Genomic DNA, 26,768 nt, shown 5'->3' on the forward strand with positions numbered 1-26,768 from the left:
GCTCGAACTGGTCCACGCCACGGCCGCAGCCCACCTGCCGACCCCCATGACCTGTGGTGCCACCACCGGTGCGGTGCTCCTGCTCGAGGGTGACGACTACGTGGGCCATGCGGTCAACGTGGCAGCCCGCCTCTGCGACCTGGCCGGCCCCGAGGAGGTCCTCGCCGAGCGCCAACTGGCCCCGGCCGTCCCCCGATGGGGCGAGGCCGTGCCCCTGCCCCCGCTCGAGGTCCGGGGCCTCGCCACCCCACTCGAGGTGGTGCGCCTTCGCCTCCGGCCAACGGGGCCCGAGGCCCACCCCGACCCGGTCTGCGGTCTGCCCCTGGTCAGCGCCACGGCGGCCGCCGTCCGACAGGACGCGGTCGGCCGGCCGGTCCTCCTCTGCTCGGCCAGCTGCCTGGAGACCTGGGAGGGCCGACCGGCCCCGACCCCCGAGGAGCAGGGCAGCCTCCGAAGCCCCTTCATCGGCTCCTGACCGTCGGCCGTCGGCTGGCGCGACACTCATCGACCGACTGATCAATCGAGATTCGACGGCTAGACTGGTCCCCGTGACGCTGCCCTCCTCCAGCGCCGTGCGCCACCCGCGGTCAGCGCCAGCACGGAAAGGACCAGCGCCGAAGGAGGCGCAGCGGGCAGTGGGTCGGCGGGCGTCGAGCCCCGAGGAAAAGGAGCGCCGCCGCCAAGACATCCTGGGGGCCGCCAAGCAGGTCTTCGCCGAGCGGGGCTACCACGCCACCACCATGGCCGATGTGGCCCGGGCCGCTGGGCTCTCCTACGGCTCGGTCTACTGGTACTTCGAAAGCAAGGAGATCCTGTTCCACGCCCTCATGGCCTCCGAGGAGCGGGCTCTTCGACGGCACCTGGCCCGGACCCTGGCGGCGGCCCCGAAGGACCCCCCCGATGCCGCTTTTCGCGCTGCGGTCCGGGCCACGTTCGAGTTCTTCGAGGACGACCGGGACGCGGTGAAGCTCCTGCTGCGTGACGCCACCGCCCTGGGCGATCCGTTCGAGCAGCATCTCTTCGGCATCAACGAAGGCTTCGTCGACGACATCGCCGCCGTCGTCACCGAGGCCCAGCAGCGCGGGGTCGTCATCGACGCCCCACCTCGGGTGGTGGCCTTCTCGATCGCCGCCTTGGTGGGGCAGCTGGCCTGCCGGCGGCTGGTCACCGACGACGGCTTGACGGCCGGGCAGCTGGCGGACTTCGCCGTCCGCTTGCTCCTCCACGGTCTGGTACCCCGTCAGCGACTCGCCCCGGTGGTCCGGGCTGGGCAAGACTGACGGGCCGATCGGGGAGCCGAGCCGGGAGCGCCCACGGGCGCCCCGTTCGGGCCGGGGGCCGGAGGGCCCACGACCGGGTCAGGACCAGGCCGGCGCACCGAAGCGCTGGATCGAGGAACCAACCGCACAGGAGGAGGGAAGTTCGTCATGGCAGTCGTCGAGCGTGAACGCCGGGGCCACGTGGAGATCCTGACCATCAACCGGCCCGAGGCCCGCAACGCCATCAACGCCGCGGTGACCACGGCCATGGCCGATGCCCTCGACGAGCTCGAGGCCGACCAGGACTGCTGGGTGGTGGTCCTGACCGGTGCCGGGGACAAGGCCTTCTCGGCCGGCATGGACTTGAAGGCCTTCGCTGCCGGGGAGGGCGCCGGCATCATGGGCAACCGAGGCGGCTTCGCCGGCATCACCCAGCGAGACTTCCCCAAGCCGATCATCGCCGCCGTCAACGGCTCCTGCCTGGCGGGGGGCTGCGAGATCATGCTGGCCTGCGACCTCGTGGTGGCTGCCGAGCACGCCGTCTTCGGCATCCCCGAGGTCAAACGGGGCCTCATCGCGGCCGGCGGGGGTCTCATCCGCCTGCCCAAGCGCCTGCCCCTGGCCGTGGCCCTCGAGCTGGCCCTGACCGGTGAACCCATCGACGCCGGCCGGGCCCTCCAGCTCGGCCTGGTCAACCGGGTCGTCCCCCTGGACCGCCTCCTCAGTGAGGCCCTCGTCCTGGCCGAGCAGATCGCGGCCAACGCTCCCCTGGCGGTCCGCTGGTCCAAGAAGGTCATGAAGGAAGCCATGGACCTCCCGGAGGCCGAGGCCTGGAAGCGCAACCAGGAGGCCACGGCCGTCGTGTTCACCTCGGCCGACGCCATGGAGGGGCCCCGGGCCTTCGCCGAGAAGCGCCCGCCGGTCTGGCAAGGCCGCTGACCGGGGCTCGGGGGGCCGCCGGCCCGGCCTCGTCGAGTCCGGCGTGCCGACGGCCTGGCCACGGTCCGGCGCGCTAGCCTTGGCGCGCGTGCCGTGGTGCCCGCGGCACCGTCGCCCCTGTCGGCGACCCGGAGCGTGGTGAAAGAGAGGGATGCCCATGCTCGCCGCCTTGGATTCGGACTGGGCCGTCATCCTCGTCGTCCTGGCCATCATCGTCTTCTTCGGGAGCAGCAAGCTGCCCAAGCTCTTCCGGTCGCTCGGCTCGGCCCAGGCCGAGTACAAGAAGGGGCTCGCCGAGGCGGGTCACCCGCCGGCTGAGGGCACCGCCTCGGCCCCCGGCCCCGACCAGGCCGCCACCCCTACCCCCTTGCCACCGGTGGGTCAGGCCCCCGCCTCCCAGCCGCCGGCAGCCCCCCAGCCCGTCCCCGGCCAGGTCGCCGTCCCACCCCAGGCCCCTGGCCAGCCACCTGCCGGCTGGGTCCCCACCCCGACCGGCTGGGTCCCAGCGCTGCCGGCTGGGTCCCCACCCCGACCGGCTGGGTCCCAGCGGCCCCCCAGCCCGTCCCCGGCCAGGGCCAGACCCCGCCGCCCGAGCAGCCGGGGGGCAGCACGCAGGCTGGTTGAGCTGGGCCTCGGCCCAGCAGAAGGGCCGAGGCCTCAACTAGTTCCGATCGGGTCGCGTTCGCTAGTGTCGGCGACGTGAGCGCTTCTCCCCTGTCCCCGACGCCCCCCGGCGACCAGCCGGCAGGGGTCGCGCCCGACACGGAAGCCGAGTCGTCGACGGCGGCATCGGCCGTCCCCGACCCCCGGCGGCGCTGGCGGCGTCGGCTGGCCGGCGTGGGCGGTCTGGTGCTCCTCGGCATCCTGCTCGGCGGCTGCAAGCTGCCGACCTTCTACGGCTACCGCGGGGTGACCAGCCAGTCGCACGACGAGTCCCTGCTCTACGAGGGCACGGTGATCGCGGCCATCGTCGTCGGTGTCATCACCGGGTCCCTCATCATCTGGTCGGCCCTTCGCTACCGCCGGAAGTCCGACACCATTCCTCGGCAGTTCCAGTACCACATCCCCCTGGAGATCTTCTACACGGTGGTGCCGATCGTCATCGTCCTGGCCCTCTTCGGCTTCACCGTCTACACCGAGAACAAGATCGACAACGTCGTGCCGAACCCGGCGTTGAACATCCGGGTCACGGCCTTCCAGTGGGGTTGGCGCTACGACTACACGAACTACCACGTCTTCGTGGAAGGGGTGCGGACCGAGGACCCCGATCCCGTCGGCCTCGACGGCAAGACCTGCGTCCAGAGCGCCCCGACCCCCAACGACTGCCTCGGTCCCGGCCTGGTCATGCCGGTCGGCGAAACCGTCCGGATCACCCTGCTCTCGAACGACGTGGTCCACGGCTTCTACGTCCCCCAGTTCAACTTCAGCCGCTACGCCCTGCCCGGGGTGGTGAACCGCTTCGACTTCAACGTGCAGAAGCCTGGCATCTACCGGGCCCAGTGCACCCAGCTCTGTGGCCTCTACCACGCAGAGATGTTCTTCCACGTCGTCGCCCTACCCCGGGCGCAGTTCCTCGCCTGGGTGCACGGGTCGCAGCCGCAACCCATCACGGACGCCGGGCCGATCCCCACCGCTGCCCAGTCCGCCAAGGCCTTCGTCCCAGCAGCCCCCGCCGCGACCACGAAGTCGTCGGCTGCGTCGTAAGGAGCACGTCGCCATGACCGTCCTTGCCGAGCGCCTGCCTGCCGGTGCCCACGCCGAGCACCACGATGAGCCGACGCTCATCGTCAAGTGGCTGACGACCACCGACCACAAGGTGATCGGCCTGTCCTACACGATCACCTCGGTCATCTTGTTCTTCCTGAGCGGCATCATGGCGCTGGCCATGCGGGTCCAGCTGTCCTCGCCCGGTGGCGCCGGCATGAGCCCCCAGACCTACAACGAGCTCTTCACCATGCACGGGGCGATCATGCTCTACCTGTTCGCCGGGCCCTTCGCCTTCGGTGGCCTGGCGAACTACATCGTGCCCCTCCAGGTCGGGGCCCCGGACATGGCCTTCCCCCGGCTGAACGCCTTCTCCTACTGGCTCTACCTGAGCGGCTCCATCACCATGCTGCTCGGGTTCTTCACCTCGACCGGGGCCGCCGCCTTCGGCTGGGTGGCCTACGCCCCGCTCTCCAGCTCGGTCTACTCGCCTGGACCGGGGGCTGACCTGTTCATCATGGGGCTCTTCCTCACCGGGTTCTCCGCCGTGTTCACCGCCGTCAACCTCATCACCACGATCTTCTACCTCCGGGCCCCGGGCCTCACCATGTTCCGGATGCCGATCTTCACCTGGAACATGCTCGTGACCGCCCTCCTCATCCTCATCGCCTTCCCGGTGCTCACGGCGGCCATGCTCCTGCTCTTCGCCGACCGCCACTTTGGGACCCACTTCTTCACTGTCTCCGGGGGCGGCGTGCCCGTGCTCTACCAAAACCTCTTCTGGTTCTTCGGCCACCCCGAGGTCTACATCCTGGCCCTGCCCTACTTCGGGATCATCACCGAGATCCTCCCGGTGTTCTCCCGGAAGCCCGTCTTCGGCTACAAGGGCCTGCCCTTCTTCTCCCTGCTCTCGCTCCTCATCGCCGTGCCGACCGGCATCAAGTTCTTCAACTGGATTGGCACCATGTGGCGGGGGCAGATCAGCTACAAGACCCCGATGCTCTTCGCCATCGGCTTCCTGCTCGGGTTCCTCATGGGTGGCCTGACCGGGGTCATGCTGGCCTCGCCGCCCATCGACTTCGCCACCCACGACACCTACTTCGTGGTGGCCCACTTCCACCAGGTGCTCCTGGCCACCGCGGTCTTCGCCGGCTTCGGCGGGATCTACTTCTGGTACCCGAAGATGTTCGGCCGCATGCTCCGGGACGGCCTGGGCAAGGCCCACTTCTGGACCCTCTTCGTCGGCTTCTGGCTGACCTACCTGCCCCAGTACGTCCTGGGCCTGAAGGGCATGCCCCGACGGGTCTTCATCTACCCGTCGGGCCTCGGCTGGGGCGCCCTCAACATGGCCTCGACCGTCGGGGCCTTCCTCATCGGCGCTTCCTTCCTCTTCATGCTGGTCAACCTCTTCGTCTCCTGGCGCAACCCCATCCCGGCGGGCGACAACCCCTGGGACGGCCACGCCCTCGAGTGGTTCACCAGCTCCCCGCCCCCGCACCACAACTTCGTGAAGCTGCCGCCGATCCGCTCGGAGCGGCCGACCTGGGACTTCAACCACCCTGACGCCCCGGTGCTGCCCCACGGCCGGCACGCCAAGGAGCAGCCGGCCCTCGTGGGCGTGGGCAGCCCGGCCGGCACCAGCGGCGGACCCGCCCAAACCCCCTCGGCCCCGGCCGACGGCGGGACCGCTCCGGGCGACGGATCTGGCGAGACCGGGCACTGAGCAGCCCGAGCGAAGGAGACCACCATGCGCACCGAAGCCCGTCTGCTCATCGGGGTGGCGATCTTCTTCGCCATCACCGGGGTCGGCTACTGGTTCTGGTCCTCCGAGCAGTCCGGCACGGCCATGCTCGTCGGTGCCGTGCTCCTCGGCATCGTGCCCGGGAGCTACTACCTCTGGTGGTCGCATCGGATGAAGCCCCGGCCCGAGGACCGGGCCGACGCCACCGTGCCGGAAGGTGCCGGCGTCATCGGGGCCTTCCCCGGCTCGAGCATCTGGCCCTTCGTCATGGGCATGGGTCTTTTCGCCTTGGTGCTCGCCGCCGTGTTCGGGCTCTGGCTGCTCGCCCCGGCCTTCGCGGCGATCTTCGCCGCAGCCATCGGCTACACCCGGGAGAGCCGCCGGGGCGGCACCGTGTAGGTTCCCGGGCGGCCAGCGGTCCGTTCGAACTCTCGGCCCCGCTCACCGAGCGGGGCCGAGTCGCGTCCGACGGACCCCGCCACCGCTGATCACCCCCTCCTCGGTACCATCGCCGACGTGCCCGGATCCAGTTGGGACGACAACCCCTGGCCGACACCCCCAGCCGCCAGCCCTCGGACCGTGGGGAGCACCCTGGCCAGCCCACCACCACCTCCGGGGGCCGCCGGCCCGGGTGCCAAACCCCCGGTGCGCGCCCGTCAGCGCCGCCGACGCTGGCCCCGGCGCCTGGTCATCGGCCTCTGCTGCCTGGTCGCCTTCCTCCTGCTCGTCGCCGGCGCCACCTACGGCTACCTCCGCTACCGCCTCGGCCAGGTCCACCGGGTCCAGGTCGCTACACTCCAGCCAGCGGCCAGCGGCCCTTTCAACGTCCTGCTCGTCGGCGCCGACGGGCAGGGCGGGGGCGAACGGGCCGACACCATGATCGTGGCCCGCATCGACCCCTTGACCGGTCGCGCCTCCCTGCTCTCCATTCCCTACGACTACTTCGCCCCCATCGCCGGCAGCGGCCAGTCCAACAAGATCAGCGACGCCCTGGATGGGGGCCCGAGCCGCATGGTGGCCACCGTCGAGCAGGACCTCGGCATCCCCATCAGCCACTACATCCAGGTCAGCTTCCAGGGCGTGGTGAAGATCGTGAACGCCCTCGGCGGCGTCCGCCTGGACTTCCCCTACCCGGCGAGAGACACCATGTCCGGGTTGAACGTCCCCGTGGCCGGCTGCCAAACCCTCGACGGCACCCAGGCCCTGGCCCTTGTCCGCAGCCGCTTCTACCAGTACGAGAAGGACGGCACCTGGTACGAGGACCCCACCGGGGCCTTCGGGCGGATCAGGCGTCAGCAGGCTTTCCTTCGGGCTCTCGTCCAGCGGGTCGAGCACTCCCTCCTCAGCGACCCCCTGCGCCTGAACGCCTTCATCGGGGCCACCGTGCACGACGTGACCGTCGACCAGGGCCTCGGGGTCGGCACCATCGTCCAGTTGGCCCAGGCGTTCCGCCACCTTGGGACGAAGGAACTGGACACCTACACGTTGCCGACCCAGATCGTGAACAACGACGGCCCGTACGGCGACGTGCTCTACCCGGTGCCCACCCTGGACGCCTCGACGATCCAGCAGTGGGAGCAGGCGGTCGCGCCTCACCGGACGGCAGCGAGCACCGCCAGCACCCCGAGCAGCGGCTCGAGCACCGTCAGCGGGGGGACGGACATCGCCACCCCGCCCCCGCCGCAAGCTCCCCGGGGCTCCCTGGCGATCGTCTCCGGCACGGTCTCCTACGACCCCACCCCTTGCTGAACCGTCCCAACCTTGGGCGTGCCGGGCCCCGGTGCGACCGTGGCCGGACGCGCCAGGGCGGCCCCGAGAGGACCGACACCCGATTCGGTCGGCGCCGGGTCCCCGTGAGGCCGCCCCGTCTCCGTGGCCCCCGCTCCGCTCGCCGAGTCGCCGGCGCCCCGGGCGAGGACCAGGTGGTTCAGCGGCGTCCTAGAGCAGCGAGCCTGCCTGCTTCGCCGCCTGGAACCGCCGGGCCACGTCCTCCCAGTTGACGACGTTCCAGACCGCGTTCACGAAGTCCGCCCGCACGTTCTTGTACTGCAGGTAGTAGGCGTGCTCCCAGACGTCGATGACGAACAGCGGGATGGCGCCGTTGGCGAGGTTGCCGTGGTGGTCGTAGATCTGTTCCACCAGCAGCCGCTGCCCGAGTGGGTCCCACGCCAGGGCTCCCCAGCCCGATCCCTGCACCAGGGTGGCCGCCTGGGTCAGCTGGGCCTTGAAGGCGTCGAAGGACCCGAAGTGCTCGTCGATCGCCTCCGCCAAGGGACCGGTGGGCTTGTCGCCGCCGTCGGGGCTCAGGTTCGTCCAGAAGATCGAGTGCAGGACGTGGCCCGAGAGGTTGAACGCCAGGGTCTTCTCCAGGCCGACCAGCAGGCTGCCGTAGTTCCCCTTCTCCCGGGCTTCCGCCAGTTGCTCACTCGCCGTGTTGGCCCCGTTCACGTAGGCCAGGTGATGCTTGTCGTGGTGCAGCTCCAGGATCTGGCCTGACATGTGGGGCTCGAGAGCTCCGTAGTCGTAGGGCAGGTCCGGCAAGGTGTACGCCATCAGCTTCCTCCTTCGCTCCGGCTCGGCCCGGCAGCGGACCGACAGACCTCAGCGTAGCGACGACCGTTGCGCACCGACCCGCCAGAGCGAGATTCGGGCGACCGGTCGTTCGGCCGGGATGGCCGTAGACCTCAGCGACCGACCCGCCGGACGCCCGGCTCCGTCTCGCCTGCGCCGTTGCCCTCGGCGATCCCCTCGATGAAGTCCGGCACTGGGGCCGGCTCGAGCTCCTCGTGGCCCTCGCCCGGTCGGGGCTCGGACTCGACGGTGTAGTACTCGCCCTCGGGGGTCCGCAGCACCACCATGGCCCGCTTCCGCTTGCCGACCCTCGGGGCGCCGGCCATGTCGAGGCAAATCCGGTAGGTGAACAGGCCGACGACGATCGGCACGATGATCACCAGGAACCGGAAGCTCCACAGGACGATGTTCAAGGAGATGCCGAAGAAGTTCGCCAGGAGGTCCGTGGAGCTGGCACAGAACAGCACGAAGTAGAAGCTCAGCGCCGCGGCCCCGATAGCCGTTCGCCGGGGCCGGTCCCGAGGCCGGTCCAGCAGGTGGTGCTCCGCCCGGTCACCGGTCAGCTTCTGCTCGATGAAGGGCCAGAGCACGAACAAGGTGGCCGTCAGACCGGGGAAGAGCACCCCGGGCAGGAAGACCTCGAACGGGATGGTATGCCCGAACCCGGCGAACTCCCAGGACGGCATGATCCGCAAGGCCCCGTCCAGCCAGCCCATGTACCAGTCGGGCTGGACGGCGTAGGAGACCTTGTAGGGGATGTAGGGGCCGAACTGCCAGATCGGGTTGATCTGGGCGAGCCCACCGAGGAGCCAGAGCACACCGGCCACCATGAAGAAGAACCCCGTGGTCTTCGCCATGAAGGTCGGGAACATCGGAGAACCCACCACGTTCTGCTCCGTGCGGCCCTTGCCCGGGAACTGGGTGTGCTTCTGCTTCACCAGCAACGCCAGGTGGGCGCCGATCAGCCCGGCGATGATCACCGGGATGATGAGCACATGCAGGATGAACATCCGCTGGATGATGTCCCCGTTCCCGGGGAACACCCCCCCGAAGACGAACTCGGCGAGGTACGAGCCGACCAGGGGGATGGAGAGGATGATCGAGTAGGCGATCCGAAGACCCGTCCCCGAGATGAGGTCGTCGGGGAGCGAGTAGCCGAGGAAGCCGTTCACGATCGCCAGGAACAGCAAGGTGACGCCGATGATCCAGTTCAGCTCCCGAGGCTTGCGGAACGCCCCGGTGAAGAAGATCCGGCACATGTGGACGGCGATGGCCCCGATGAACACGTCGGCCGCCCAGTGGTGCATCTGCCGGATGACGAGCCCCGAGCGCACCCCGAAGGAGATGTGGACCGTCGAGGCGTAGGCCGCCGACATCTTCACCCCGTCCAGGGGCTTGTAGCGGCCGTGGTAGACGACCTGGGCAGCCGAGGGCACGAAGTAGAGGGTGAGGAAGACGCCGGTGGCCACCAGGACCACGAATGAGTAGAGGGCGATCTCCCCGAGCAGGAACGACCAGTGGTCCGGGAAGATCTTGTCCAGGAAGGTGCGGCCGCCCTTCGCCACCCCCAGGCGGTCGTCCAGCCAGGTCAACCCGGCGTCGAGCGGCGACTGCTTCCGGCCGTTCCGCACGGCCACCGCTCCGTTGCCGCTGGCGGTGCCGGCGCTGGTCTCAGGCATAGTGGACACGGGTCGTACGCTCCCAGAATCCTGGTCCGATGGGCTGGTCGTAACCGGCCTGTGCGCGGAGGAAACCGTCCTCGTCGACGTAGAGCGGCAGCTGCGGTAGCGGCCTCGGCGCCGGCCCGAAGACCGGGTTGGCCGGCCGGCCCTCGCCGACGTCGAACAGGGACTGGTGGCACGGGCAGAGCAGCTGCAGGGTCTGGTGCTGGAACAGGCCCACGGGGCAGCCGGCGTGGGTGCAAACCTTCGAGAAGGCCAGGTAGCCGTCGGGCCCCCAAGTGGCCCGGTGGGGGGTGGTCACGACGTCCACGTCCGGCCCGGCCACCCGGATGAGGATGGTCTGGTCGACGGCCATGTCGACCTCGTCGTTCGTGAAGCCTTCCGGGAAGACCGTGAGGGCACCGCCGACCTCCAGGTCGGTCACGTGCACCCGCCGACCCAGGCTGTCCACCAGGTAGCTGCCCTTCGTCCAGTTGGTCGTGTCCAGGCTCTTTTTCGGCACCGGGCCGAGCGAGCGCAGCAAGGGGAAGGCCAGGACGACGCCCATGACCGTTGCGCCCAGGGCCAGGATGCCGCCCAGGAAACCCCGGCGACGCACGGCGATCCCACCCCGCTCGGTGATGACCGCCGCCATGGCCGCCCGCTCGTCGTCGGTCGAGCGCAGGGGGTGCCGCTGCTCGACGAAGGGCCCCTGGGGGAGCAGGTACTTCCCCCACGCGGCCAGGCCGAACCCGAAGGCGAAGAGCCCCACCCCGAGCGTGATGCCCTCGTAGGCCGCGAAGCCCAGGACGCCGATGGCCAGGAGGGCGGCCACGGCCACCTCGGCCCGGCGTGGGTGCTTCGCCAGGGGCTGCAGGTGGGGGTCGTCGAAGGAGGCCAGCGGGAGGGGCTCGGACCCGCCGTGCCCCTCGGTGGCCACCCCACCCTGGCTCGCCTGCTGCTCCTCGTCGCTCATGCCCGTTCTCCCAGCCAGAACGCCACGACCATCAGTCCTCCGACCCCGAAGAGCAGGGCCACGAAGCCCTCGGCCACCGGCCCAATACCGCCGAGGCCCAGGCCCCCTCGGTCGTCGGGGTGCTGGATCACCCCGGTCACGTAGGCCACGATGTCAGCCACCTGCCGGTTCGAGAGCGTGCCGGGCCCGAACACCGGCATGTTGCCCGGGCCGGTCCGGATGGCCTCGGCCACCTGGGTGCTGGTCGCCCGGTGCAGGCTCGGGGCGTAGGCCCCGTCGGCCAGGGCGTCACCGGCCCCGGTGATGGTGTGGCAGGCGGCGCAGTTCAGGACGAACAGCCGCATCCCCAGCTGCAGGTTGGCGTCCTTCGTGTTCACGTAGGGGATGCCGTCGGGATAGGACGGGGCCGTGGGAGCCAGCGAGGCCACGAAGGCGGCGATGTCGGTCGCCTGGGCCGACGAGTCGGCCAGGGGCATCCGACCGGTCGAGACCCAGAAGTCGACGGTGGCTGGCCCCAGGCCCTGGAGGTCGGGCGCCACGGCGCTGCCCTCGGCCCGGGTGCCGTGGCAGGTCGAGCAGTTCGCCTCGAAGAGGACCTCGCCCTCCTTCACCTGGCCGGTCGTGAAGTGGGTCACGTAGTGGATGGGCGGCGGCGTCAGGCTGTCCGCCGCGGTCTGCACCGAGGTGCTCCGCCCGACGGCGCCGGCGGTCAACGAGAAGGCCAACCCGCCGACCGCCGCCAGGGCGACGACCCCGGCAGGGAGCAGCGAGCGGAGATGGGGGCGACGCATCCGATCCTCTCCCCTAGCCCGTCTTGAGCAGGAACAGGCAGCTGAAGATGCCGATCCACATGAAGTCCACGAAGTGCCAGTAGTACCCGACGGCCTGGTAGACGTTCGTTTCCCCCGGGTCGCCCTTCAGGCCGGACATCCGCCCGAGGAGGAACAGCATGGCAACCAGGCCCAGCACCACGTGCAGCCCGTGGACGCCGGTCATCACGAAGAACAGCGACCAGTAGGCGTTCGTGTGGGGCGCGTACCCCTTGCTCAGGAAGTCGTGCCACTCGTAGAGCGTGTTGCCGATGAAGGCTGCCCCCATGAGGAAGCTGACGATCAGCCACGCCTTCGCCTTCTTCCGGTCACCCCGCTCGATGGCCCAGACGCCCAGCTGGTAGGTGGGGCTCGAGGCGATGAGGACGATGCTGAAGATCCCGGCCTGGACCAGGTCCAGGTGGGTCCCGAGGGGCGGCCACACCGGCGCGTGGGCCCGCAGGGTGAAGTAGGTGGCGAACAGCCCGGAGAAGAACATGAGGTCCGAGCCCAGCCAGATGAGCACGCCGATCGCCAGGAGCGGCGGGCGCTCGGGCACATGGCGCGTGGCAGCGGGCTGGTCGACCGTCAGGGCCTCGGTCACAGCCGCTTTCTTAGCGGACCGGCCCTCCGGCGTGCCAGCTGGCAGCCAGCCCCTGACGGACCGGCTCCGGCAGGGGCTGGTGGTGGACGAGGGTGAGACGCCGGGTCGGTCGGGTCAGGGCCACGTAGAGGCCCCGGAGGCCCTGGGGGGACTCCCCGACCACCACCCCCGGTTCCACCAGGACCACGGCGTCGAACTCCAGGCCGTTGGCCAGGTCGACCGGCAGGAGGCTCAGCGGGCCCCCCAGCCCGTCCCGCCGGGGATCACGCACCGCCACCCCTGCCCGGTCCAGAGCCAAGGCCACCTCGGCCACCAGCGAGCTGGGCACCAGCACCGCCGTGGTGCCCGGGGCCACCTCCGCGGCCAACTGGGCGGCGGCCTTCGCCACCTCCTGGCCCAGATCCTCAGGCCGGGCGACCTGGACCGCTCGGGGAGGCACCCCGGTTCGCCGCGCGGCGACCGGCGGCTCCAGCCCCGGTGCTGCCACCCGCAGGACCGGCGTGGCCACGGTCAGCACCTCGGCTGGCGTGCGGTAGCTGACGGTGAGCTCGACCACCCGGGGTGGCCGGTGGGCCGGCAGGTGGGCCGTCACCTCGTCCCAGCTGGCCGGCGCCCAGGGGCCCGTGGCCTGCCCGATGTCCCCGACCACGGTCAGGGAGCCCGAGAGGGATCGGCGGGCCACCATGCGGAGCTGCATGGGGGAGAGGTCCTGGGCCTCGTCGACCACGATGTGCCCGTAGGTGACCAGCCGCGCCTCGCCGGCCTCGGGTCGCCTCGGGCCGAGCCAGACCTCGGCTTCGTCCACCAGGGCCAGGTCGGCCTCGGTCCAGGGGATCTCCTCGAGGCGCCGGGCCCTCGGTCGGACCAGGAGCCGGACCTCGGCCGGCGAGAGGACCCCCCGTCCGGCCGCCGCCAGGAGGGCCGGGGCCCCGAGCAGGTCGTGGACCAGCTCCTCGGCCGACAGGCGGGGCCACATCCGGTCCAGGGCTTCCCGGACCACCGGGTGCCGTCGCAGGGCCCGACGGATCTCGGCGTCGTCGTCCTCGTCGCCCGCCTCCACCAGCCCGGCCAGTTCGGGGTCCTCGCCCCCCTGCCCCCGGTGTCCCGAGACCCGCCGGCGCGCCGCCAGCCGCTCCCGGTAGCGATCGGCCAGCCGACTGAGCAGGAGCTGCTCGACCACCCGGCGCCGGGCGTTATGGGTCCCGGGTCGGCGACGGACACTGGCCACGATGGCGGCGGTCTCCTCGGCGCCAAGACGCAGGACCACCGACCCGAAGGGCACCTCCAGGTCCCGCCGCAAGGGCCGCTGCCGCTGACGGACAGCCCGGGCGATGACGGTGGCCATCCGGGGATCCCCCTTCAGCCGGGCCACCTCGGCCGGCTCCTCCGCCCGTGGCGCCAGGGGTCGCAGGAGCCCGCTCACCGTCGAGAGGGTCACCCCGGTCTCCCCCAACGACGGCAGCACCTGGTCGATGTAGCGAAGGAACAGCGGGTTCGGCCCGATCACCAGCACCCCCTGGCGTTCCAGGGGGAAGCGGTGGGTGTAGAGAAGGTAGGCGGCCCGGTGGAGGGCCACGGCGGTCTTCCCGGTCCCCGGCCCGCCTTGGACCACCAGCACGCCCGGCAGCGGGGCTCGGACGATCTCGTCCTGCTCCGCCTGGATGGTGGCCACGATGTCCCGCATGGCCCCGGCGCGAGGCCGGTCCAAGGCGGCCAGCAGGGCCCCCGGACCGCCGAAGGGACGCTCGGCCACCATCGGGCCGGGCTCGGCGCCCTCCGGTGCTGGCGGGTCGCCCCCGTGGACTGCCTCGGGGGTCTGCTCGAAGCGCTCGTCCTCGAGGCCCACGAGCCGGCGACCCTCAGCGGCCAGGTGGCGGCGGAGCACCAGGCCCATGGGGTCCCGGCCGGTGGCGCGGTAGAAGGGCTCGGCCACCGGAGCCCGCCAGTCCACCACCAGGGGCTCCTGGTCCCGGTCGGAGACCCCGAGACGGCCGATGTGGAAGGTCTCGACCTCCCCGTCGGGCCGCCGACGATCGATCCGGCCGAAGCAGAGGGCCTGGTCCCCGAGGTCCAGCTGCTGCAGACGGGCCAGGCTCGTCCGGACGATGACGTCTCGTTCCTCCCGGAACTGGTGGGTGCCGCCCCGGCCTTCGGCCAACACCGCCCGCAGGGCTTCCTCGACCTCCCGGCGCAGCTCCTCCAGCCGCCGGTAGGCCCGGTCGACGTGCGCCTGCTCCGCTGCCAGCTCCGCGTCCACGACGAGGCCGCCTCCCTGACCCGTACCCGTGGGGAACGGACCATGCTACGCGTCTCGTCCCCCCCGGCGGACCGCGCCCAGGCCACACCCAGGCCACGCTGCCGACCGGCCCCGTCCCAGCCCGCCGGGTAGCGTCAGGGCCGTGCCGAGCGCGCCCGCCCCAGGTCGGAGCCCGACCGAGGGCCGTTTCCTGCGGGCCTGCCGCCGACTGCCCGTCGACCGGGTCCCGGTCTGGTTCATGCGCCAGGCCGGCCGGGCCCTGCCCGAATACCGGGCCCTTCGGGGCTCGGGCTCCATCCTCGAGGCCGCCGGCGACCCCGAGCTGGTGGCCGAACTGACCGTGCAGCCGGTCCGCCGCTACGGGGTCGACGCGGCCATCCTCTTCTCCGACATCGTGGTGCCCGTCGCCGCCCTCGGCTTCGGGGTCACCGTCGCCCCGGGCACCGGGCCCGTCGTCGCCGAGCCCTTCCGGGACCGGCGGGACCTGGACCGTCTGCCCCCCTACGACCCCGAGGTCCACACCCCCTTCCTCGGGGCCGCGGTCCGGGCCACGGTCGAAGCCCTCCGTCCCTTCGAGGTGCCCCTCATCGGCTTCGCCGGTGCGCCCTTCACCGTGGCCAGCTACCTCGTCGAAGGCGGTCCGACCCGGGTCTTCGCCCGGACCAAGGCCCTCATGCACGGGGACCCGGCCCTCTGGGCGGCCCTCATGGACCGGCTGGCCGACGTGGCTGCCGCCTCGCTCCTCGCCCAGGTGCGCGCTGGTGCCCAGGCGGTCCAGCTCTTCGACAGCTGGGTCGGCAACCTCTCCCCCGACGAGTACGCCCGCTTCGTGGCGCCCGCCAGCGCCAAGGTCCTCGCGGCCCTCGCCCCCACGGGGGTGCCCCGGATCCACTTCGGGGTCGGCACGGCCGAGCTCCTCCCCCAGATGGCCGCGGCCGGGGCGGACGTCGTGGGGGTGGACTGGCGAACCCCCCTCGACCGGGCCCGCCGCCGCCTCGGCCCGGCGGTCGCCCTCCAGGGCAACCTCGACCCGGCCCTCTGTCTGGCCCCTTGGCCGGTGGTGGCGGCGGAGGCCCGGGAGGTCCTCCGGCGAGGCGGCGGCCAGGGCCACGTCTTCAACCTCGGCCACGGGGTCCTCCCCGACACCGACCCCCAGGTCCTCGAGCGGCTGGTGGCCCTGGTCCACGACACGCCCCTGCCCGAGCCCCTGGCCCCCGCCCCACCGGGCGCGATCGGCGAGGGTGACGAGGACCCCACCAGGACCAGCCGCAGCCGGGCGACGACCCCCCACCTCGGCGCCGACGGGCCGATCGGCGTCCTGCTCCTGGCCCACGGCACCCCCGGGCGCCTGGAGGACGTCGAGCCCTTCTACACCGAGATCCGCCGGGGCAGCCCCCCGCCACCGGCCCTGCTGCAGGAGCTCGTCGACCGGTACCGGGCCATCGGGGGGACCTCGCCGCTGGTCGCCATCTCGGAGGCCCAGCGAGCCGGGGTGGCCAGGGCCCTGGCCGGCCGCCTGGGCCGCTGCCTGCCGGTCGCCCTCGGCCAGAAGTTCGCCGAGCCCCGCATCGAGGCCGCCGTGGACCGGCTGGTCGCCGCCGGCTGCCGCCGGGTGGTCGGGGTCGTCCTGGCTCCCCACTCCTCGGTGGTCAGCGTCGGCGAGTACCGCCGCCGGGCCCTGGCTGCCGCTGCTGACCGGCTCGAGCTCACGGTCGTGGACCGCTGGCACCTCCACCCCGGCCTGGTGGCCCTCCTGGCCCAGCGGGTCCGCCGGTCCCTCGAGGACCTCCGGCTCGCCCCGGGCGAGCGGACCTTCGTGCTCTGCACCGCTCACAGCGTCCCCGAGCGGGTGGTGGCCGGCGGGGACGACTACCCGGCCCAGGTCCGGGCCACCGCCGAGGCCGTCCTCGGGGCGGCCGGGGTGGCCGAGGGCGGGGTGTGCTTCCAGAGCGCCGGCCGGACCGCCGAGGCCTGGGTCGGCCCGGACCTGCTCCAGGAGATCGACCGCCTGGCCGCCGAGGGCTACCAGGCGGTCTTGGTCTGCCCGGTCGGCTTCGTCTCCGACCACCTCGAGGTGCTCTACGACCTCGACGTCGAGGCCGCCGCCCGGGCGGCGGCGGCCGGGATCCGCTTCGCCCGCACACCCTCCCTGAACGACGACCCCGGCTTCTGCGCCGTGGTGGCCGACGTGGCCCTCACGGCCCTGGCCGCCGAGGGGGAGCCGGCCGGTGCGTCCTGAGGGCGAGCACCGGGACCCCGTGGTCGTGGTCGGGGCCGGGGTGACCGGCCTGGCCGCCGCCTTCGAGCTCGTGGGGGCCGGCCAGCCGGTCGTGGTCCTGGAGGCCGGCTCGGCGGTGGGCGGCAAGCTTCGCTCGGTGTCGGTGGCCGGCATCCCGGTCGACGCCGGTCCCGACGCGGTCGTGGCCCGCCGGCCCGAAGCCGTGGGCCTCGCCAAGGAGGCCGGCCTCGGCGACGACCTCGTCCCGCCCGGGGTCTCGGGGGCCTTCGTCTGGGCCCGCCACCGCCTGCGCCGCCTGCCCGAAGGCCTGGCCCTCGGCGTCCCCACTCGCCTCGGCCCCTTGGCCAGAAGTGGGATCCTCGGTCCCCTCGGCCTGGCCCGCGCCGGCCTCGACCTGCTCGCTCGTCGGCCGGCCCACGAGGGCCCGGGCGACGCCGCGGTCGGGGCCCTCGTGACCCGGCGCCTCGGCCGGCAGGTGGCCGCTCGCTTGGCCGACCCGCTCATCGGGGGCATCCACGCTGGTCCGACCGCGGCCATGAGCAGCGCCGCGGTCTTCCCGCCGCTCCTCGCCGCCGCCCGGACCCCCGGGAGCCTCATGCGGAACCTCCGCCCCCCGGCCCCGCCGCCCAGCCCGCCAAGCGGCCCGGCGTTCCTGACCCTGCGCCAGGGGCTCTGGCACCTCGCCCCCGTCCTCGCCGAGCTGGTGGCCCGCCGAGGCGGCGAGGTCCGGTTGGACCAGCCGGTCGAGGCCCTCCACCCGGTCGGGGCGGGACGCTGGCGGGTCCAGGGCCCGGGCTTGGACCTGGAAGCCGCCGGGGTGGTCCTGGCCCTGCCCGCCTGGGCCGCCGCCCAGGTCCTCGCCGAAGACCCCACCACCGCCGGGCTCGGCCGCCGGCTCGGGGCCCTGGAGCACGCCAGCGTGGCCGTGGCCACCTTCGCCTTCCGCCCCGGGGGCCCGGCGGAGCGTTGGCGGCAGGCCTCCGGCACCGGCTACCTGGTCCCCGCCGAGCAGGGCCTGCTCGGTACCGGCTGCACCTGGTTGTCGAGCAAATGGCCTCACCTGGCCCCCGGGGGCCCCGTCCTCGTCCGGGTCTCGGCCGGGCGGGACGGCGACCGGCGGGCCGAGGCCCTCGACGACCAGCGCCTGGGCCGGCGCCTCCTGGCCGAGCTGCGGGCGGTGGCCGGCGACGTCGACGAGCCCCTGGACGCCGTCGTGGTCCGCTGGCCCGAGGCCTTCCCCCAGTACCGGGTCGGCCACCTCGACTGGGTCGCCCAGCTCGAGGCGGCGACCGCCCTGCACCCCGGCCTGGCCCTCGCCGGCGCCTACCTCCGGGGCGTCGGGGTGCCGGCCTGCGTGGCCGCCGGCCGGGCCGCCGCCCGGGCCCTGCTCGGCCAACCCGCCGGGTCCCGGGCATGAGCCGCCAGGCACGGGCCCGGGGACCGTCCCGGACCCGTCGGGTCCTCCGGGTCGGCGGCCCGGCCCTCGTGGGCGGGGTCCTTGGGGCCCTCTCGGTGCCCCCCTTCGGGTTCTGGCCGCTGGCCGCCCCCGGGATCGCCCTCCTGGCCTGGTCGGTTCGGGGCCGCGCCTGGCGGGGCCGCCTGCTGGCCGGCTGGGCATTCGGCCTGGGGCTCTACGTCATCGGCCTGTGGTGGGCCCTCTCGTTCAATGTCTACGGCGGCGTCGTCCTCATGCTCGTCGAGGCCCTCGCCCCGGGCATCGCCGCCCTCCTCGCCCCCCGCCGAGCCGGCCAGGCCCTGGCCCTGCCCGGTGGGCTGGTCCTCGCCGAGGCCCTCCGCACCCACTGGCCCTTCGGCGGTCTGCCCCTCGGCAGCATGGCCCTCGGCCAGGCCAAGGGTCCGTTGCTGCCCGCCGACCGCCTCGGCGGCCCGCTCCTGCTCGTCGGCCTGGCCGCCGTGGCCGGCGTAGGTCTGCTGTTCCTCGTCGAGGCGCTCCTCGGGCGCTGGCCGGCCCTCGCTTCGCGGCTCCGTCTCGGCCCCGAGGGCGGCCGCCGCCCACCCCGCCCCAGCCGGGCCCTCGCCGCGGGGCTGACCGCCGTCGCCGCCGCCGCCGCCGTGACCCTGGCCGGTGCCCTCGCCCCCAGCGGCGGGCCCAGCACCGCCCGGGTCACCGTGGCCAGCGTCCAGGGTGGGGGCCGTCGGGGCACCAGCGCCCTCCAGGTCCCCCCGGCCACGGTCTTCGCGGCCCAGGTGGCCGCCACTCGTCTCCTCCCGGCGGCAGCCCGCCACCGCCATCTGACCCTGGTCCTGTGGCCCGAGGACGTCGTGGCCCTCGGCGACGAGCACCTCCGGGGCAGCCCCCAGGAGGCGGTCATCGCCCACTTCGCCCGGCAGCTCCACGCCAGCATGGTCGTGGGGGTGACCGAGGACGTCGGGAGCACGCGCTTTCGGAACTTCGCCGCGGCCTTCTCCCCGACGGGTCGCCTGCTGGAGGAGTACGAGAAGGTCCATCGGGTGCCCTTCGGGGAGTACGTCCCCTACCGGTCCTTCTTCGCGCACTTCGCCAACCTCTCCGAGGTGCCCCGGAACGCCATCCCGGGGCACGGGACCGGGGTGCTGCGCATCCCCGGCGCGGTGCTCGGCACGACCATCTCCTTCGAGGTCTTCTTCCCGGCTCGGGCCCGGGACCCGGTCCGCCACGGCGCCGACCTGTTGATCGTGCCGACCAACACCTCCTCGTACCGCACCAGCCAGGTCCCGACCCAGGAAGTGGCCGCCGACCAGCTCCAGGCCGTCTCCGAGGGCCGCTGGCTGGTCCAGGCCGCCCCCACCGGCTACAGCGACGTCGTCACCCCCACCGGCCGGGTGGTCGCGAAGAGCGTCCTCGGGCGCCGGGCTGTTCTCGTAGCCACCGTCGGCCTCCGCCATGGCCTGACCGTCTTCGCCCGCTTCGGGGAGCTCCCGGTCCTGCTGGTCGCCGGGCTGGCCGTCCTGGCCGGCTGGGCACGGGCCCTCGGCCTGCGCCGGCGCTCCCGCCCGGTTCAGTCGTAGTAGCCGGAGTGGAAGTAGACGCAGGGCACCCCGAGCTGCTCGAACATGGCCCGGTTCCGGGGATCGTCCTCGACCGCCAGCCGGGGCTCGAGGCCAGCCGCCCGCAGCTCGCCGACCGCCTCGGCCTTGAACTCGGCCGCCGGGCCCCAGGCCGTCCCGGGCCGCATCACCAGCAGGTCCCAGCGCAGCTCATGCCGGGCCAGCCAGCCCAGGGTCTGGGGCCGGACCCGCAGCGGCCGGGCGGTCAGCAGCACCACGACCAGGGACGGGTCCAGCAGCTCGAGCAGCCGGGCCCCCTCGGCCACCACCGGGTCCTCCCCACAGGCGTCGAAGAAGGCCCGCCAGTCCCGGTGCTCCCCCCGCAGGAAGTGCTGGCGGCCCCGGGCGTCGGAGAGGACCCCGTCGAGGTCGAAGACCACCGCCGGGCCCGCCGGCAGCGGCGGGCGGCGAGGCAGCCAGTACGACGGCCAGGAAGGAGCGGACCGGACCACGCCGAAGACCCTACGGGCCGGGGTCGTGTCCCGTGGCAGGCCCGGGCGACCCCAGTCGGTCCCAAGAGGCCCCGGTGGCCCCGTCGGGTCGGCGGACCTGCCAGACTCGGCACCCATGTGCCCTGACGCCGCCGGTGGGCGGCTCACGGTCGTGCTGCCCCCCGGGGGCCAGGCCCTGGTCCTCGGGGAACCCGACCCGGCGGCCCCCGCCGAGCTGGATCGTCTGGCGGCCCACGCCCTCGCCCTGCGGTTGGACCAGCTCCAGGGGCCAGCCGTCCTGGTCCTGACCGGAGACCCTGGCTCGCTCCTGGCCGACCCGGCCCTCGCCGACGCCCTCGAGCGTTTCGCCGGTACGCCCGATCGCCGGGTCCTCTGGCTCTGGGCCACCCCGCTCGCGCCGGAAGACCGGCCGCCGGTGCCCGGGATCGAGGCGGCCGGCGAGATCGAGCTCTGCCTGACCCTGCCGACCGGGTCGACCCCGGTGCTCCTCCGGGCCGCTCCGCCCGCCCCGGCCTCCCCCGCCACCGCTCTTCCCGGTCCCGGCCCCCGTCGCGCACCCATCCTGGCCGGCCTGGAGCTCTGCTCGGACCGGACCCTGGCCAGGCGCCTGATCGCCTCCCGCCTCGCCTACCGCCGCTTCCTGCCCCTCGCCAGCCTGCTCGGCGCCCTGGCTCTCGGATCGGCGCTCGTGGCGCCCCACGCCTGGCACGGTCTGCTGCTCCTGCTCGCCCGGGTCCCGGCCCGTCGCCGGGCCCTGCCGCCCGGCTGGCTGGCCGGCGCCCTCCTCCTCGTCCTGGTCCTCCTCCTGGCCGGCCTCTTGAGCGCCCTCGGGGCCCTGCGGGGCCGACGGACCCTCGGTGCCCTGCCGGCCACGGGACCCCACCAGGAGGACCAGGTCGGACCCGACCCCACGAAGCTGCTCGACCCCGAGGAGCCCGCGCTCGGCCTGATCGTCCCCGGTCCGAGCCCAGCCGCCCTGGCCCTGGTGGAGGGTCGGCTGGTCGGGGCCCCTGGCCGCTGCGGCCGACGCCTCGAGGCCCGCCCCGCCCGCCTGGGCCTCCCGACCGTCTTCGAGGTCCAGGAGCAGGTCAGCTGGCTGGAGCTGGAAGCCGGGGCCAACCTCCACGGCCGGCTGCTCGCGGTGCGCCGGACCTTGCCGCGGCGCCTCGGAGGGCTCGGGCTCCTCGAGCGCGTGGCCTCGGGGCGACCGGTGCTGCCGGGAGCCGGTCTCGACGCCCACCCCCTCGCCGGCACCGACCTGGCTGCCGCCGAGGCCACCCCCGTGGTCCTGGCGGTCCTGCCCCACGGCACGCCCTGGCCACCCCCCGCCGACGACCACCGACGCCGGGTCCACCAGCGCCGGGTGCGCCGCTTCGCCTCGGGTGCCCTGGCCCTGGCCGGGCTGGCCGACCTCCTGAGCGCGGCCCGGGCACCCCTGGCAGCCCACCTGGACCCGGTCCTCACCGCCCTCCCCCTCAGCCTGGCCCAGGCGGCCGGGGCCCTCGAGGTCCTGGCCGGCGTCGGCCTGCTGGCCCTCGCCCGGGGGATCCGCCGCGGCCAGCAGCGGGCCTGGCGGGTGGCCCTGGGCCTGTTGACCGGCAGCCTCCTGCTCCACCTGGTCCGGGGCGGCGAGCCCCCAGCGCTCGTGGTGAACCTGGGGGTCCTGGCCATGCTCGCCACTGGCCGCCGGGCCTTCGGGGCCCGCTCCGACCGGCCCTCCCTGGCCACCGCTGGCCGGGCCGTGGGCGGCGGCCTGGCCGTCATGGTCGGGGCCGCCTGGGCGGCCGTCGCCCTCCAGGGCCACCTCGACGGGGACGGGCACCGCCCCATGCCGCCTGGCCGGGCCCTGCTGGCCGTCCTCGAGCGGCTCTGGGGGGACCGCCAGGTGGCCATCCCAGGCCGGCTCGACGGCTTCCTCTCCCCCAGCCTGCTGGCTGCCGGGGTGCTCGCCGCGGTGCTCCTGGCCCTCCTGGCCACCCGGCCGGTGGTGGAGCGGACCCGGGGCAGCAGCGCCGCCCGGGTCCGGGCCCGGGCGATCGTGGCTCGGCACAGTCGGGGCTCGCTGGACTACTTCGCCCTCCGGCACGACAAGCAGCTGTTCTTCCACGGGGAGAGCGTCGTGGCCTACCGCCACCTCGGCGGGATCTGCCTGGTCAGTCCGGACCCCATCGGCCCCCTGCACGAACGCCAGGCCGTCTGGACCGCCTTCCGGCGCTTCGCCGACGACCGGGGGTGGACGGTGGCAGTGCTCGGGGCCGGACCGTCCTGGCTGCCCGTGTACCACGCGGCCGGCCTCCGCTCGGTGTACCTCGGCGACGAGGCGGTGGTCGACGTCCAGGGGTTCTGCCTGGCTGGCAACCAGATGAAAGGCCTCCGCCAGGCCTGCACCCGGGTCGCCCGCCACGGCTACCAGGCCCGGCTCTGCTCACCCGCGGACCTCGACCCGCCCACCAGGGCTGCCCTGGCCCGGCTGGCCCGGGAGGGCCGCGAAGGGAGCCGGGAACGGGGCTTCTCCATGATGCTCGGCCGCTTCTGGGCGGAGGAGGACCCCGAGGTGCTCCTCTGCCTCGTCCTGGACCCCGAGGGAGTGCCGGTGGCCTTCTGCCAGTTCGTCCCGGCCCCCGGCATCGGGGGCTACTCGCTCGACGTCACCCGACGGGACCGCGGACCCCACCCCAACGGCCTGGTCGACTTCGCGTTGGTGGCCACCATCGAGCACCTCCGGGCCAACGGGGCCCGCAGCCTCAGCCTGAACTTCGCCACCCTCCGGGCGGTGCTGGCCGAGGAGACCGGCGGCGGGCTCGCCGCCCGGGCCCAGCGCTGGGCCCTCCTGCGCCTCTCCCACGTCTTCCAGATCGAGTCCCTCTGGCGCTTCACCGCCAAGTACCGGCCCCGCTGGGTTCCCCGCTACCTCTGCCTGGAGAACCCCGAGCACCTCCTCCCCACCCTGGCGGCCCTCGTACGGGCCGAGGGTCTCTGGGACGTCCCCGGCTTCGGCCGCCTGGTCGGCGCAGCGGCGCGTCTTCGCGGAAAGCTCCCGGGCGGCCGCCCCGGGCGGCGAACCGAGCCGGGGAGGTCCGGCAACGCGGCTCAGGGCCGGACCAGCAAGGTGGCGTGAGCAGCGAAGGAGGCCACCGGCTCCACCCAGATGCCGAAGAGAACGGTGAAGAGCACCGAGAGGACGATGGTGGTCACGGCACCGGCGGGCAGAGGGTCCGTCTCGTCCTCAGCGCCACCGGCCGCCACCGTGGGCGCTTCGGCTTCGGCGACCGCCACCGCGGCGAGCGTCCCGGCCTGCCCGGCGCCCAGCCCCTCGGGGACCGGGGCGGCGAGGGCGACCGAGCCCGGCAGGGACGAGGACGGCTCCGCACCCAGGTCGGCCAGGGCCAGGGTCGGCCCGCCGAGCGCCTGAGGAGCCTCGGGCGCCGACGTGCCCTCGACCGGGCGGGCCGGCTGGTAGCAGAGCAGGACGACCCGGAGGTAGAAGAACGCCGCGATGGCCGCCGAGCCCATGGCCACCACCGCCAGGTCGGTCGACCCGGCCGACGCGGCCGCCCGGATGACCTCGAGCTTGGCCACGAACCCGGTGGTGAAGGGCACCCCGGCTTGGGCCAGCAGCAGGACCGTCAGGGCGCCGGCGAGGAGCGGCTGGCGAGCGGCGAGGCCCCGGTAGGCCTCGAGACCGTGGCGACGGTCGCCCCGGCCCCCGACGACGGTCACGACGGCGAAGGTTCCGATGACCATGACGCTGTAGACGAACAGGTAGTAGAGGGCGGCGCTCACCCCCCGGCTGGTGGCCGCCTGGAGGCCCAGGAGCACGAAGCCGGCGTGATTGATCGACGAGTACGCCAGCATCCGCTTCACGTCCTGCTGCCACAGGGCCACCACCGCCCCGAGCAGCAGGGTCACGCAGGCCAGCACCCAGATGGGCGGACGCCAGTCAGGGGCCAGCAGGTGGAACGAGGAGGCGAAGACCCGGAGGAAGGCGATGAACCCGCCGGCCTTGGCCACCGCCGCCATGAAGCCGGTGACGGGCGTGGGGGAGCCCTCGTAGACGTCGGGGGTCCAGAGGTGGAAGGGCACCAGGGCCACCTTGAAGCCGAAGCCCACGAGCAACAGGCCCAGGCCCGCGAGCAGCAGGCCGTCGTGGAGCAAGACGTTGCGAGCGAGGTAGGCGGCGATCTCGGGGAGGTTCGTGGTGCCGGTGGCGCCGTAGACCAGGGCGATGCCGTAGACGAAGATGGCGGAGGAGAAGCCGCCGAGGACGAAGTACTTGAGCCCGGCCTCCCCCGACTTGGCCCGCCGGGCGTCGAAGGCCGCCAGGACGTAGAGGGCGATGGAGAGGATCTCCAGGCCCAGGAAGATGACGATGAGGTCGTTGGCCGAGCCCATGATCATGGCCCCGGCCCCGGAGACCAGCAGGAGGACGTGCAGCTCGGGCCCCTCGACCCCTTCGCGTTTCAGGAAACTGTCGCCCACCATGGCGGTCAGGAGGACCGCCGAGCTGACGAGCACCCCGATGAGGACGCTGGCCCCGTCCATGACGACTGCCCCGTCGATGTGGGTGTGGGCGCCGCTGGTCAGGACCGAGTCCCACTGGAACAGGGACAGCACCAGGGCCGCCGTGGCGGTCAGCACCGTCAGGCTGCTCACCCAGGCGACGTCCAGCGGACGACGCAGCAGCGAGGACCAGACCAGGATGACCACGCCGCCGCCCACCATGACCATGACCGGCAGGATCGACAGGTAGTCGATGTGGGGCAGCCGCAGCCGCCCCGTGGTCACGGCCAGGGCGACGGCGGCGCGCACGGCGACGCTCACGGCAGCCTCCTCTGCTCGGGGAAGGGCGGCAGCGCCAGATCCAACGGGCCTCCGGCGCGCGCCGGGCCCAGGGCGGCGGCGGTCACGACCGGCACCCCGGCGGTCGACGCGGCGGCCGGGGTTCGGCGACCCGCAGCGGTCACCGCCGCCACCCCGCCGTTCGCCACCGCCGGCTGGTGCCGCCCGGTGGCCTGGTCGACCTGGTGGACCAGGGCCTCCACGCTCGGGGTGATCCGGTCGAGCACCGGCTTGGGGTAGACGCCGAGGAAGACAATGAGGCCGGCGAGGGGCACCATGACCGCGATCTCGCCCCAGCGCAGGTCCTTGGTCTGGCTGGTCTCCGGGGTGGGACGGTGGTGGAAGGCCCGCTGGAAGGCCCAGAGGAGGTAGACGGCGGCCAGGACCACCCCGAAGGTGGCGACCACCGCCCACCAGCGATGCGTCAGGAAGGTGCCCGAGAGGACCAGGAACTCGCCCACGAAGCTGTTCAGGCCGGGCAGGCCGATGCTGGCCATCATGGCCAGGGTGAAGAAGCCGGCCAGGACCGGAGCGGACCGCTGCAGGCCCCGGAGCCGACCGGCGTCCACGGTGCCCCGGCGCTCCCAGACCCAGCCAACGAGCAGGAAGAGCGCCGCCGTCACCAGGCCGTGGTTCACCATCTGGAGGACCCCGCCGGTCACCGCCTCGGTCGAGAGGGCGAAGAGCCCGAGGACGATGAAGCCGATGTGGGCCAGGGAGGAGTAGGCCAGGATCCGCTTCAGGTCCCGCTGGACCGCGGCCACGATGGCCCCGTAGAGGATCCCGGCGACCCCGAGAGACAGCAGGACGGGTGCGGCGTCGACCACCGCCCGGGGGAAGAGGGTCAGGTCGAAGCGGATCACCCCGTAGGTGCCGAGCTTGGCCATGACCGCAGCCAGGGCCACCGCGCCGCCGGTCGGCGAGGAGCCGTAGGCGTCGGGGGACCAGGTGTGGAACGGGAAGATCGGGGCCTTCACGGCGAAGGCGGCCGTGAAGGCCAAGAACAGCAGGACCTGGGTGCTGAGCCCCAGGCGGGTGTGCTCCAGGGCCAGCAGGTCGAACGTGAACCGGCCGGTCTGCTGGTCGTGGATGACCGCCACGGCCACGATGCCCACGAGCAGGAAGGCCGAGCCCAAGAAGGTGTAGAGGAAGAACTTCGTGGCCGCTGCGGCCCGTCGACCGGTGCCCCAGCCGGCGATGACGAAGTAGGCCGGCACCAGGGTGATCTCGAAGAACAAGAAGAACAGCACGAGGTCCAGGGCGACGAAGCTGCCCAGGCACGCCGCTTCCAGGAGCAGCAGCCAGGCCACGTAGGACGGGGCCCGCTCGGACTCCCGCGCCCCGAGCAACGCCAGGGGGAAGAGCACCGCGGCCATGAGCACCAAGAACAGCGAGATGCCGTCCACCCCGAGCTGCCAGGAGATGCCGAGGGCCGGGATCCACTCGTGGGCCGAGACGAACTGGTAGCCGCTGTCGCCGACCCGGAACTCCACGGCCATGGCCAGGGCCACCGCCAAGGTGGCCGTCATGGCCAGGGCGCCCACGAGGATGGCCACCGGGCGGCGGTGCGCCGGCTGGACCAGGCGAGGGGCCGCCATGGCGGCGACCGCCCCGCCGACCGGCAGGAACACCAAGGTGGTGAGGAACGGGAAGACGGGCTGGCTCATCG

The 26,768-nt window shown here is 73.2% G+C and carries 20 protein-coding genes and 2 pseudogenes; 13 read left to right on the plus strand and 9 right to left on the minus strand.

The annotated features are described in order from the left end of the window. From Acit_RS05285 to Acit_RS05315, 8 genes and pseudogenes are all read left to right on the plus strand, one after another. Nucleotides 1-475: pseudogene (locus Acit_RS05285) on the plus strand (hypothetical protein); the annotation flags it as partial. Between the two features lie 73 nt (nt 476-548). After that, complete coding sequence (locus tag Acit_RS05290) at nt 549-1,280, plus strand: TetR/AcrR family transcriptional regulator (RefSeq protein WP_248106575.1); 732 nt, start codon at nt 549-551, stop codon at nt 1,278-1,280. A gap of 147 nt (nt 1,281-1,427) precedes the next feature. Then, entirely contained in the window at nt 1,428-2,198 is a 771-nt protein-coding gene (locus tag Acit_RS05295) for a crotonase/enoyl-CoA hydratase family protein (RefSeq protein WP_248106577.1), read from the plus strand. 157 nt (nt 2,199-2,355) lie between these two features. After that, nucleotides 2,356-2,901 (plus strand): Sec-independent protein translocase subunit TatA, encoded by a 546-nt coding sequence (locus Acit_RS13865; protein WP_376746011.1) that lies wholly within the window; start codon nt 2,356-2,358, stop codon nt 2,899-2,901. Next, nucleotides 2,898-3,902 carry a cytochrome c oxidase subunit II gene (gene coxB / locus Acit_RS05300; RefSeq protein ID WP_248106582.1) on the plus strand — a complete coding sequence of 335 codons (1,005 nt, stop codon included), beginning with the start codon at nt 2,898-2,900 and terminating at the stop codon, nt 3,900-3,902. The genes Acit_RS13865 and coxB overlap by 4 nt, the downstream gene beginning before the upstream one ends. Nucleotides 3,903-3,915: 13 nt before the next feature. Beyond that, nucleotides 3,916-5,625: a cytochrome c oxidase subunit I gene (locus Acit_RS05305; protein WP_248106594.1), complete on the plus strand. Its 1,710-nt coding sequence runs from the start codon at nt 3,916-3,918 to the stop codon at nt 5,623-5,625. Between the two features lie 24 nt (nt 5,626-5,649). After that, nucleotides 5,650-6,042, plus strand: coding sequence for an aa3-type cytochrome oxidase subunit IV (gene ctaF / locus Acit_RS05310; protein ID WP_248106598.1), 393 nt, complete (start codon nt 5,650-5,652; stop codon nt 6,040-6,042). A gap of 117 nt (nt 6,043-6,159) precedes the next feature. Then, nucleotides 6,160-7,392: an LCP family protein gene (locus Acit_RS05315; RefSeq protein ID WP_248106600.1), complete on the plus strand. Its 1,233-nt coding sequence runs from the start codon at nt 6,160-6,162 to the stop codon at nt 7,390-7,392. Nucleotides 7,393-7,581: 189 nt separating this feature from the next. Here Acit_RS05315 and Acit_RS05320 read toward each other — a convergent pair whose 3' ends face one another. From Acit_RS05320 to Acit_RS05345, 6 genes are all read right to left on the minus strand, one after another. Further along, entirely contained in the window at nt 7,582-8,199 is a 618-nt protein-coding gene (locus tag Acit_RS05320) for a superoxide dismutase (protein ID WP_376746013.1), read from the minus strand. Between the two features lie 128 nt (nt 8,200-8,327). Beyond that, the gene (gene qcrB, locus Acit_RS05325; RefSeq protein ID WP_248106864.1) at nt 8,328-9,893 is read right to left on the minus strand and encodes a cytochrome bc1 complex cytochrome b subunit; all 1,566 of its coding nucleotides are present in this window, start codon (nt 9,891-9,893) and stop codon (nt 8,328-8,330) included. Next, a complete protein-coding gene (locus Acit_RS05330) occupies nt 9,886-10,851 on the minus strand; it encodes a ubiquinol-cytochrome c reductase iron-sulfur subunit (protein ID WP_248106614.1) in 966 nt (321 codons plus the stop codon). The genes qcrB and Acit_RS05330 overlap by 8 nt, the downstream gene beginning before the upstream one ends. Next, nucleotides 10,848-11,642: a cytochrome bc1 complex diheme cytochrome c subunit gene (qcrC, locus tag Acit_RS05335; RefSeq protein ID WP_248106617.1), complete on the minus strand. Its 795-nt coding sequence runs from the start codon at nt 11,640-11,642 to the stop codon at nt 10,848-10,850. Before qcrC ends, Acit_RS05330 begins: the two co-directional genes overlap by 4 nt. Nucleotides 11,643-11,655: 13 nt before the next feature. Then, nucleotides 11,656-12,264, minus strand: coding sequence for a cytochrome c oxidase subunit 3 (locus tag Acit_RS05340; protein WP_248106620.1), 609 nt, complete (start codon nt 12,262-12,264; stop codon nt 11,656-11,658). Between the two features lie 10 nt (nt 12,265-12,274). Then, the gene (locus tag Acit_RS05345) at nt 12,275-14,521 is read right to left on the minus strand and encodes a HelD family protein (protein ID WP_248106622.1); all 2,247 of its coding nucleotides are present in this window, start codon (nt 14,519-14,521) and stop codon (nt 12,275-12,277) included. A 142-nt stretch (nt 14,522-14,663) separates the two neighbouring features. Here Acit_RS05345 and hemE point away from each other — a divergent pair. From hemE to lnt, 4 genes and pseudogenes are all read left to right on the plus strand, one after another. Next, a pseudogene (hemE, locus tag Acit_RS13870) lies at nt 14,664-15,710 on the plus strand (uroporphyrinogen decarboxylase); the annotation flags it as partial. Further along, on the plus strand, nt 15,693-16,760 hold the full coding sequence (hemH, locus tag Acit_RS13875) for a ferrochelatase (RefSeq protein WP_376746014.1): 1,068 nt from the start codon (nt 15,693-15,695) through the stop codon (nt 16,758-16,760). The pseudogene hemE and the gene hemH, both read left to right, overlap by 18 nt. After that, nucleotides 16,750-18,177, plus strand: coding sequence for a protoporphyrinogen oxidase (hemG, locus tag Acit_RS05355; protein WP_312709777.1), 1,428 nt, complete (start codon nt 16,750-16,752; stop codon nt 18,175-18,177). Before hemH ends, hemG begins: the two co-directional genes overlap by 11 nt. Next, entirely contained in the window at nt 18,174-19,769 is a 1,596-nt protein-coding gene (gene lnt, locus Acit_RS05365) for an apolipoprotein N-acyltransferase (protein ID WP_248106865.1), read from the plus strand. The genes hemG and lnt overlap by 4 nt, the downstream gene beginning before the upstream one ends. Here the strand turns inward: lnt and Acit_RS05370 are convergent. After that, nucleotides 19,760-20,260 (minus strand): HAD family hydrolase, encoded by a 501-nt coding sequence (locus Acit_RS05370; RefSeq protein ID WP_248106628.1) that lies wholly within the window; start codon nt 20,258-20,260, stop codon nt 19,760-19,762. The two genes, lnt and Acit_RS05370, sit on opposite strands and share 10 nt — an antisense overlap. Before the next feature lie 115 nt (nt 20,261-20,375). Between Acit_RS05370 and Acit_RS05375 the strand changes: the two genes are divergently transcribed. Continuing rightward, nucleotides 20,376-23,378 carry an MprF family protein gene (locus Acit_RS05375; RefSeq protein ID WP_248106632.1) on the plus strand — a complete coding sequence of 1,001 codons (3,003 nt, stop codon included), beginning with the start codon at nt 20,376-20,378 and terminating at the stop codon, nt 23,376-23,378. Here Acit_RS05375 and Acit_RS05380 read toward each other — a convergent pair. Further along, entirely contained in the window at nt 23,351-25,081 is a 1,731-nt protein-coding gene (locus Acit_RS05380) for an NADH-quinone oxidoreductase subunit N (RefSeq protein WP_248106635.1), read from the minus strand. The genes Acit_RS05375 and Acit_RS05380 overlap by 28 nt on opposite strands. Continuing rightward, nucleotides 25,078-26,766, minus strand: a complete 1,689-nt coding sequence (locus Acit_RS05385; protein WP_248106637.1) for a complex I subunit 4 family protein — start codon at nt 26,764-26,766, stop codon at nt 25,078-25,080. Before Acit_RS05385 ends, Acit_RS05380 begins: the two co-directional genes overlap by 4 nt. Between the last annotated feature and the right edge of the window lie 2 nt (nt 26,767-26,768).

The sequence above is a fragment of the Aciditerrimonas ferrireducens genome (assembly GCF_023130475.1).
Classification (GTDB): Bacteria; Actinomycetota; Acidimicrobiia; order Acidimicrobiales; family UBA8190; genus Aciditerrimonas; species Aciditerrimonas ferrireducens.

What these genes read in the sequence shown, in the direction of transcription:
- Acit_RS05295 (WP_248106577.1), top strand. Translation starts at nt 1,428, where the DNA reads ATGGCAGTCGTCGAGCGTGAACGCCGGGGCCACGTGGAGATCCTGACC.
- Acit_RS13865 (WP_376746011.1), top strand. Translation starts at nt 2,356, where the DNA reads ATGCTCGCCGCCTTGGATTCGGACTGGGCCGTCATCCTCGTCGTCCTG.
- Acit_RS05305 (WP_248106594.1), top strand. Translation starts at nt 3,916, where the DNA reads ATGACCGTCCTTGCCGAGCGCCTGCCTGCCGGTGCCCACGCCGAGCAC.
- ctaF (WP_248106598.1), top strand. Translation starts at nt 5,650, where the DNA reads ATGCGCACCGAAGCCCGTCTGCTCATCGGGGTGGCGATCTTCTTCGCC.
- qcrB (WP_248106864.1), bottom strand. Translation starts at nt 9,893, where the DNA reads ATGCCTGAGACCAGCGCCGGCACCGCCAGCGGCAACGGAGCGGTGGCC.
- Acit_RS05330 (WP_248106614.1), bottom strand. Translation starts at nt 10,851, where the DNA reads ATGAGCGACGAGGAGCAGCAGGCGAGCCAGGGTGGGGTGGCCACCGAG.
- qcrC (WP_248106617.1), bottom strand. Translation starts at nt 11,642, where the DNA reads ATGCGTCGCCCCCATCTCCGCTCGCTGCTCCCTGCCGGGGTCGTCGCC.
- lnt (WP_248106865.1), top strand. Translation starts at nt 18,174, where the DNA reads ATGAGCCGCCAGGCACGGGCCCGGGGACCGTCCCGGACCCGTCGGGTC.
- Acit_RS05375 (WP_248106632.1), top strand. Translation starts at nt 20,376, where the DNA reads ATGTGCCCTGACGCCGCCGGTGGGCGGCTCACGGTCGTGCTGCCCCCC.
- Acit_RS05385 (WP_248106637.1), bottom strand. Translation starts at nt 26,766, where the DNA reads ATGAGCCAGCCCGTCTTCCCGTTCCTCACCACCTTGGTGTTCCTGCCG.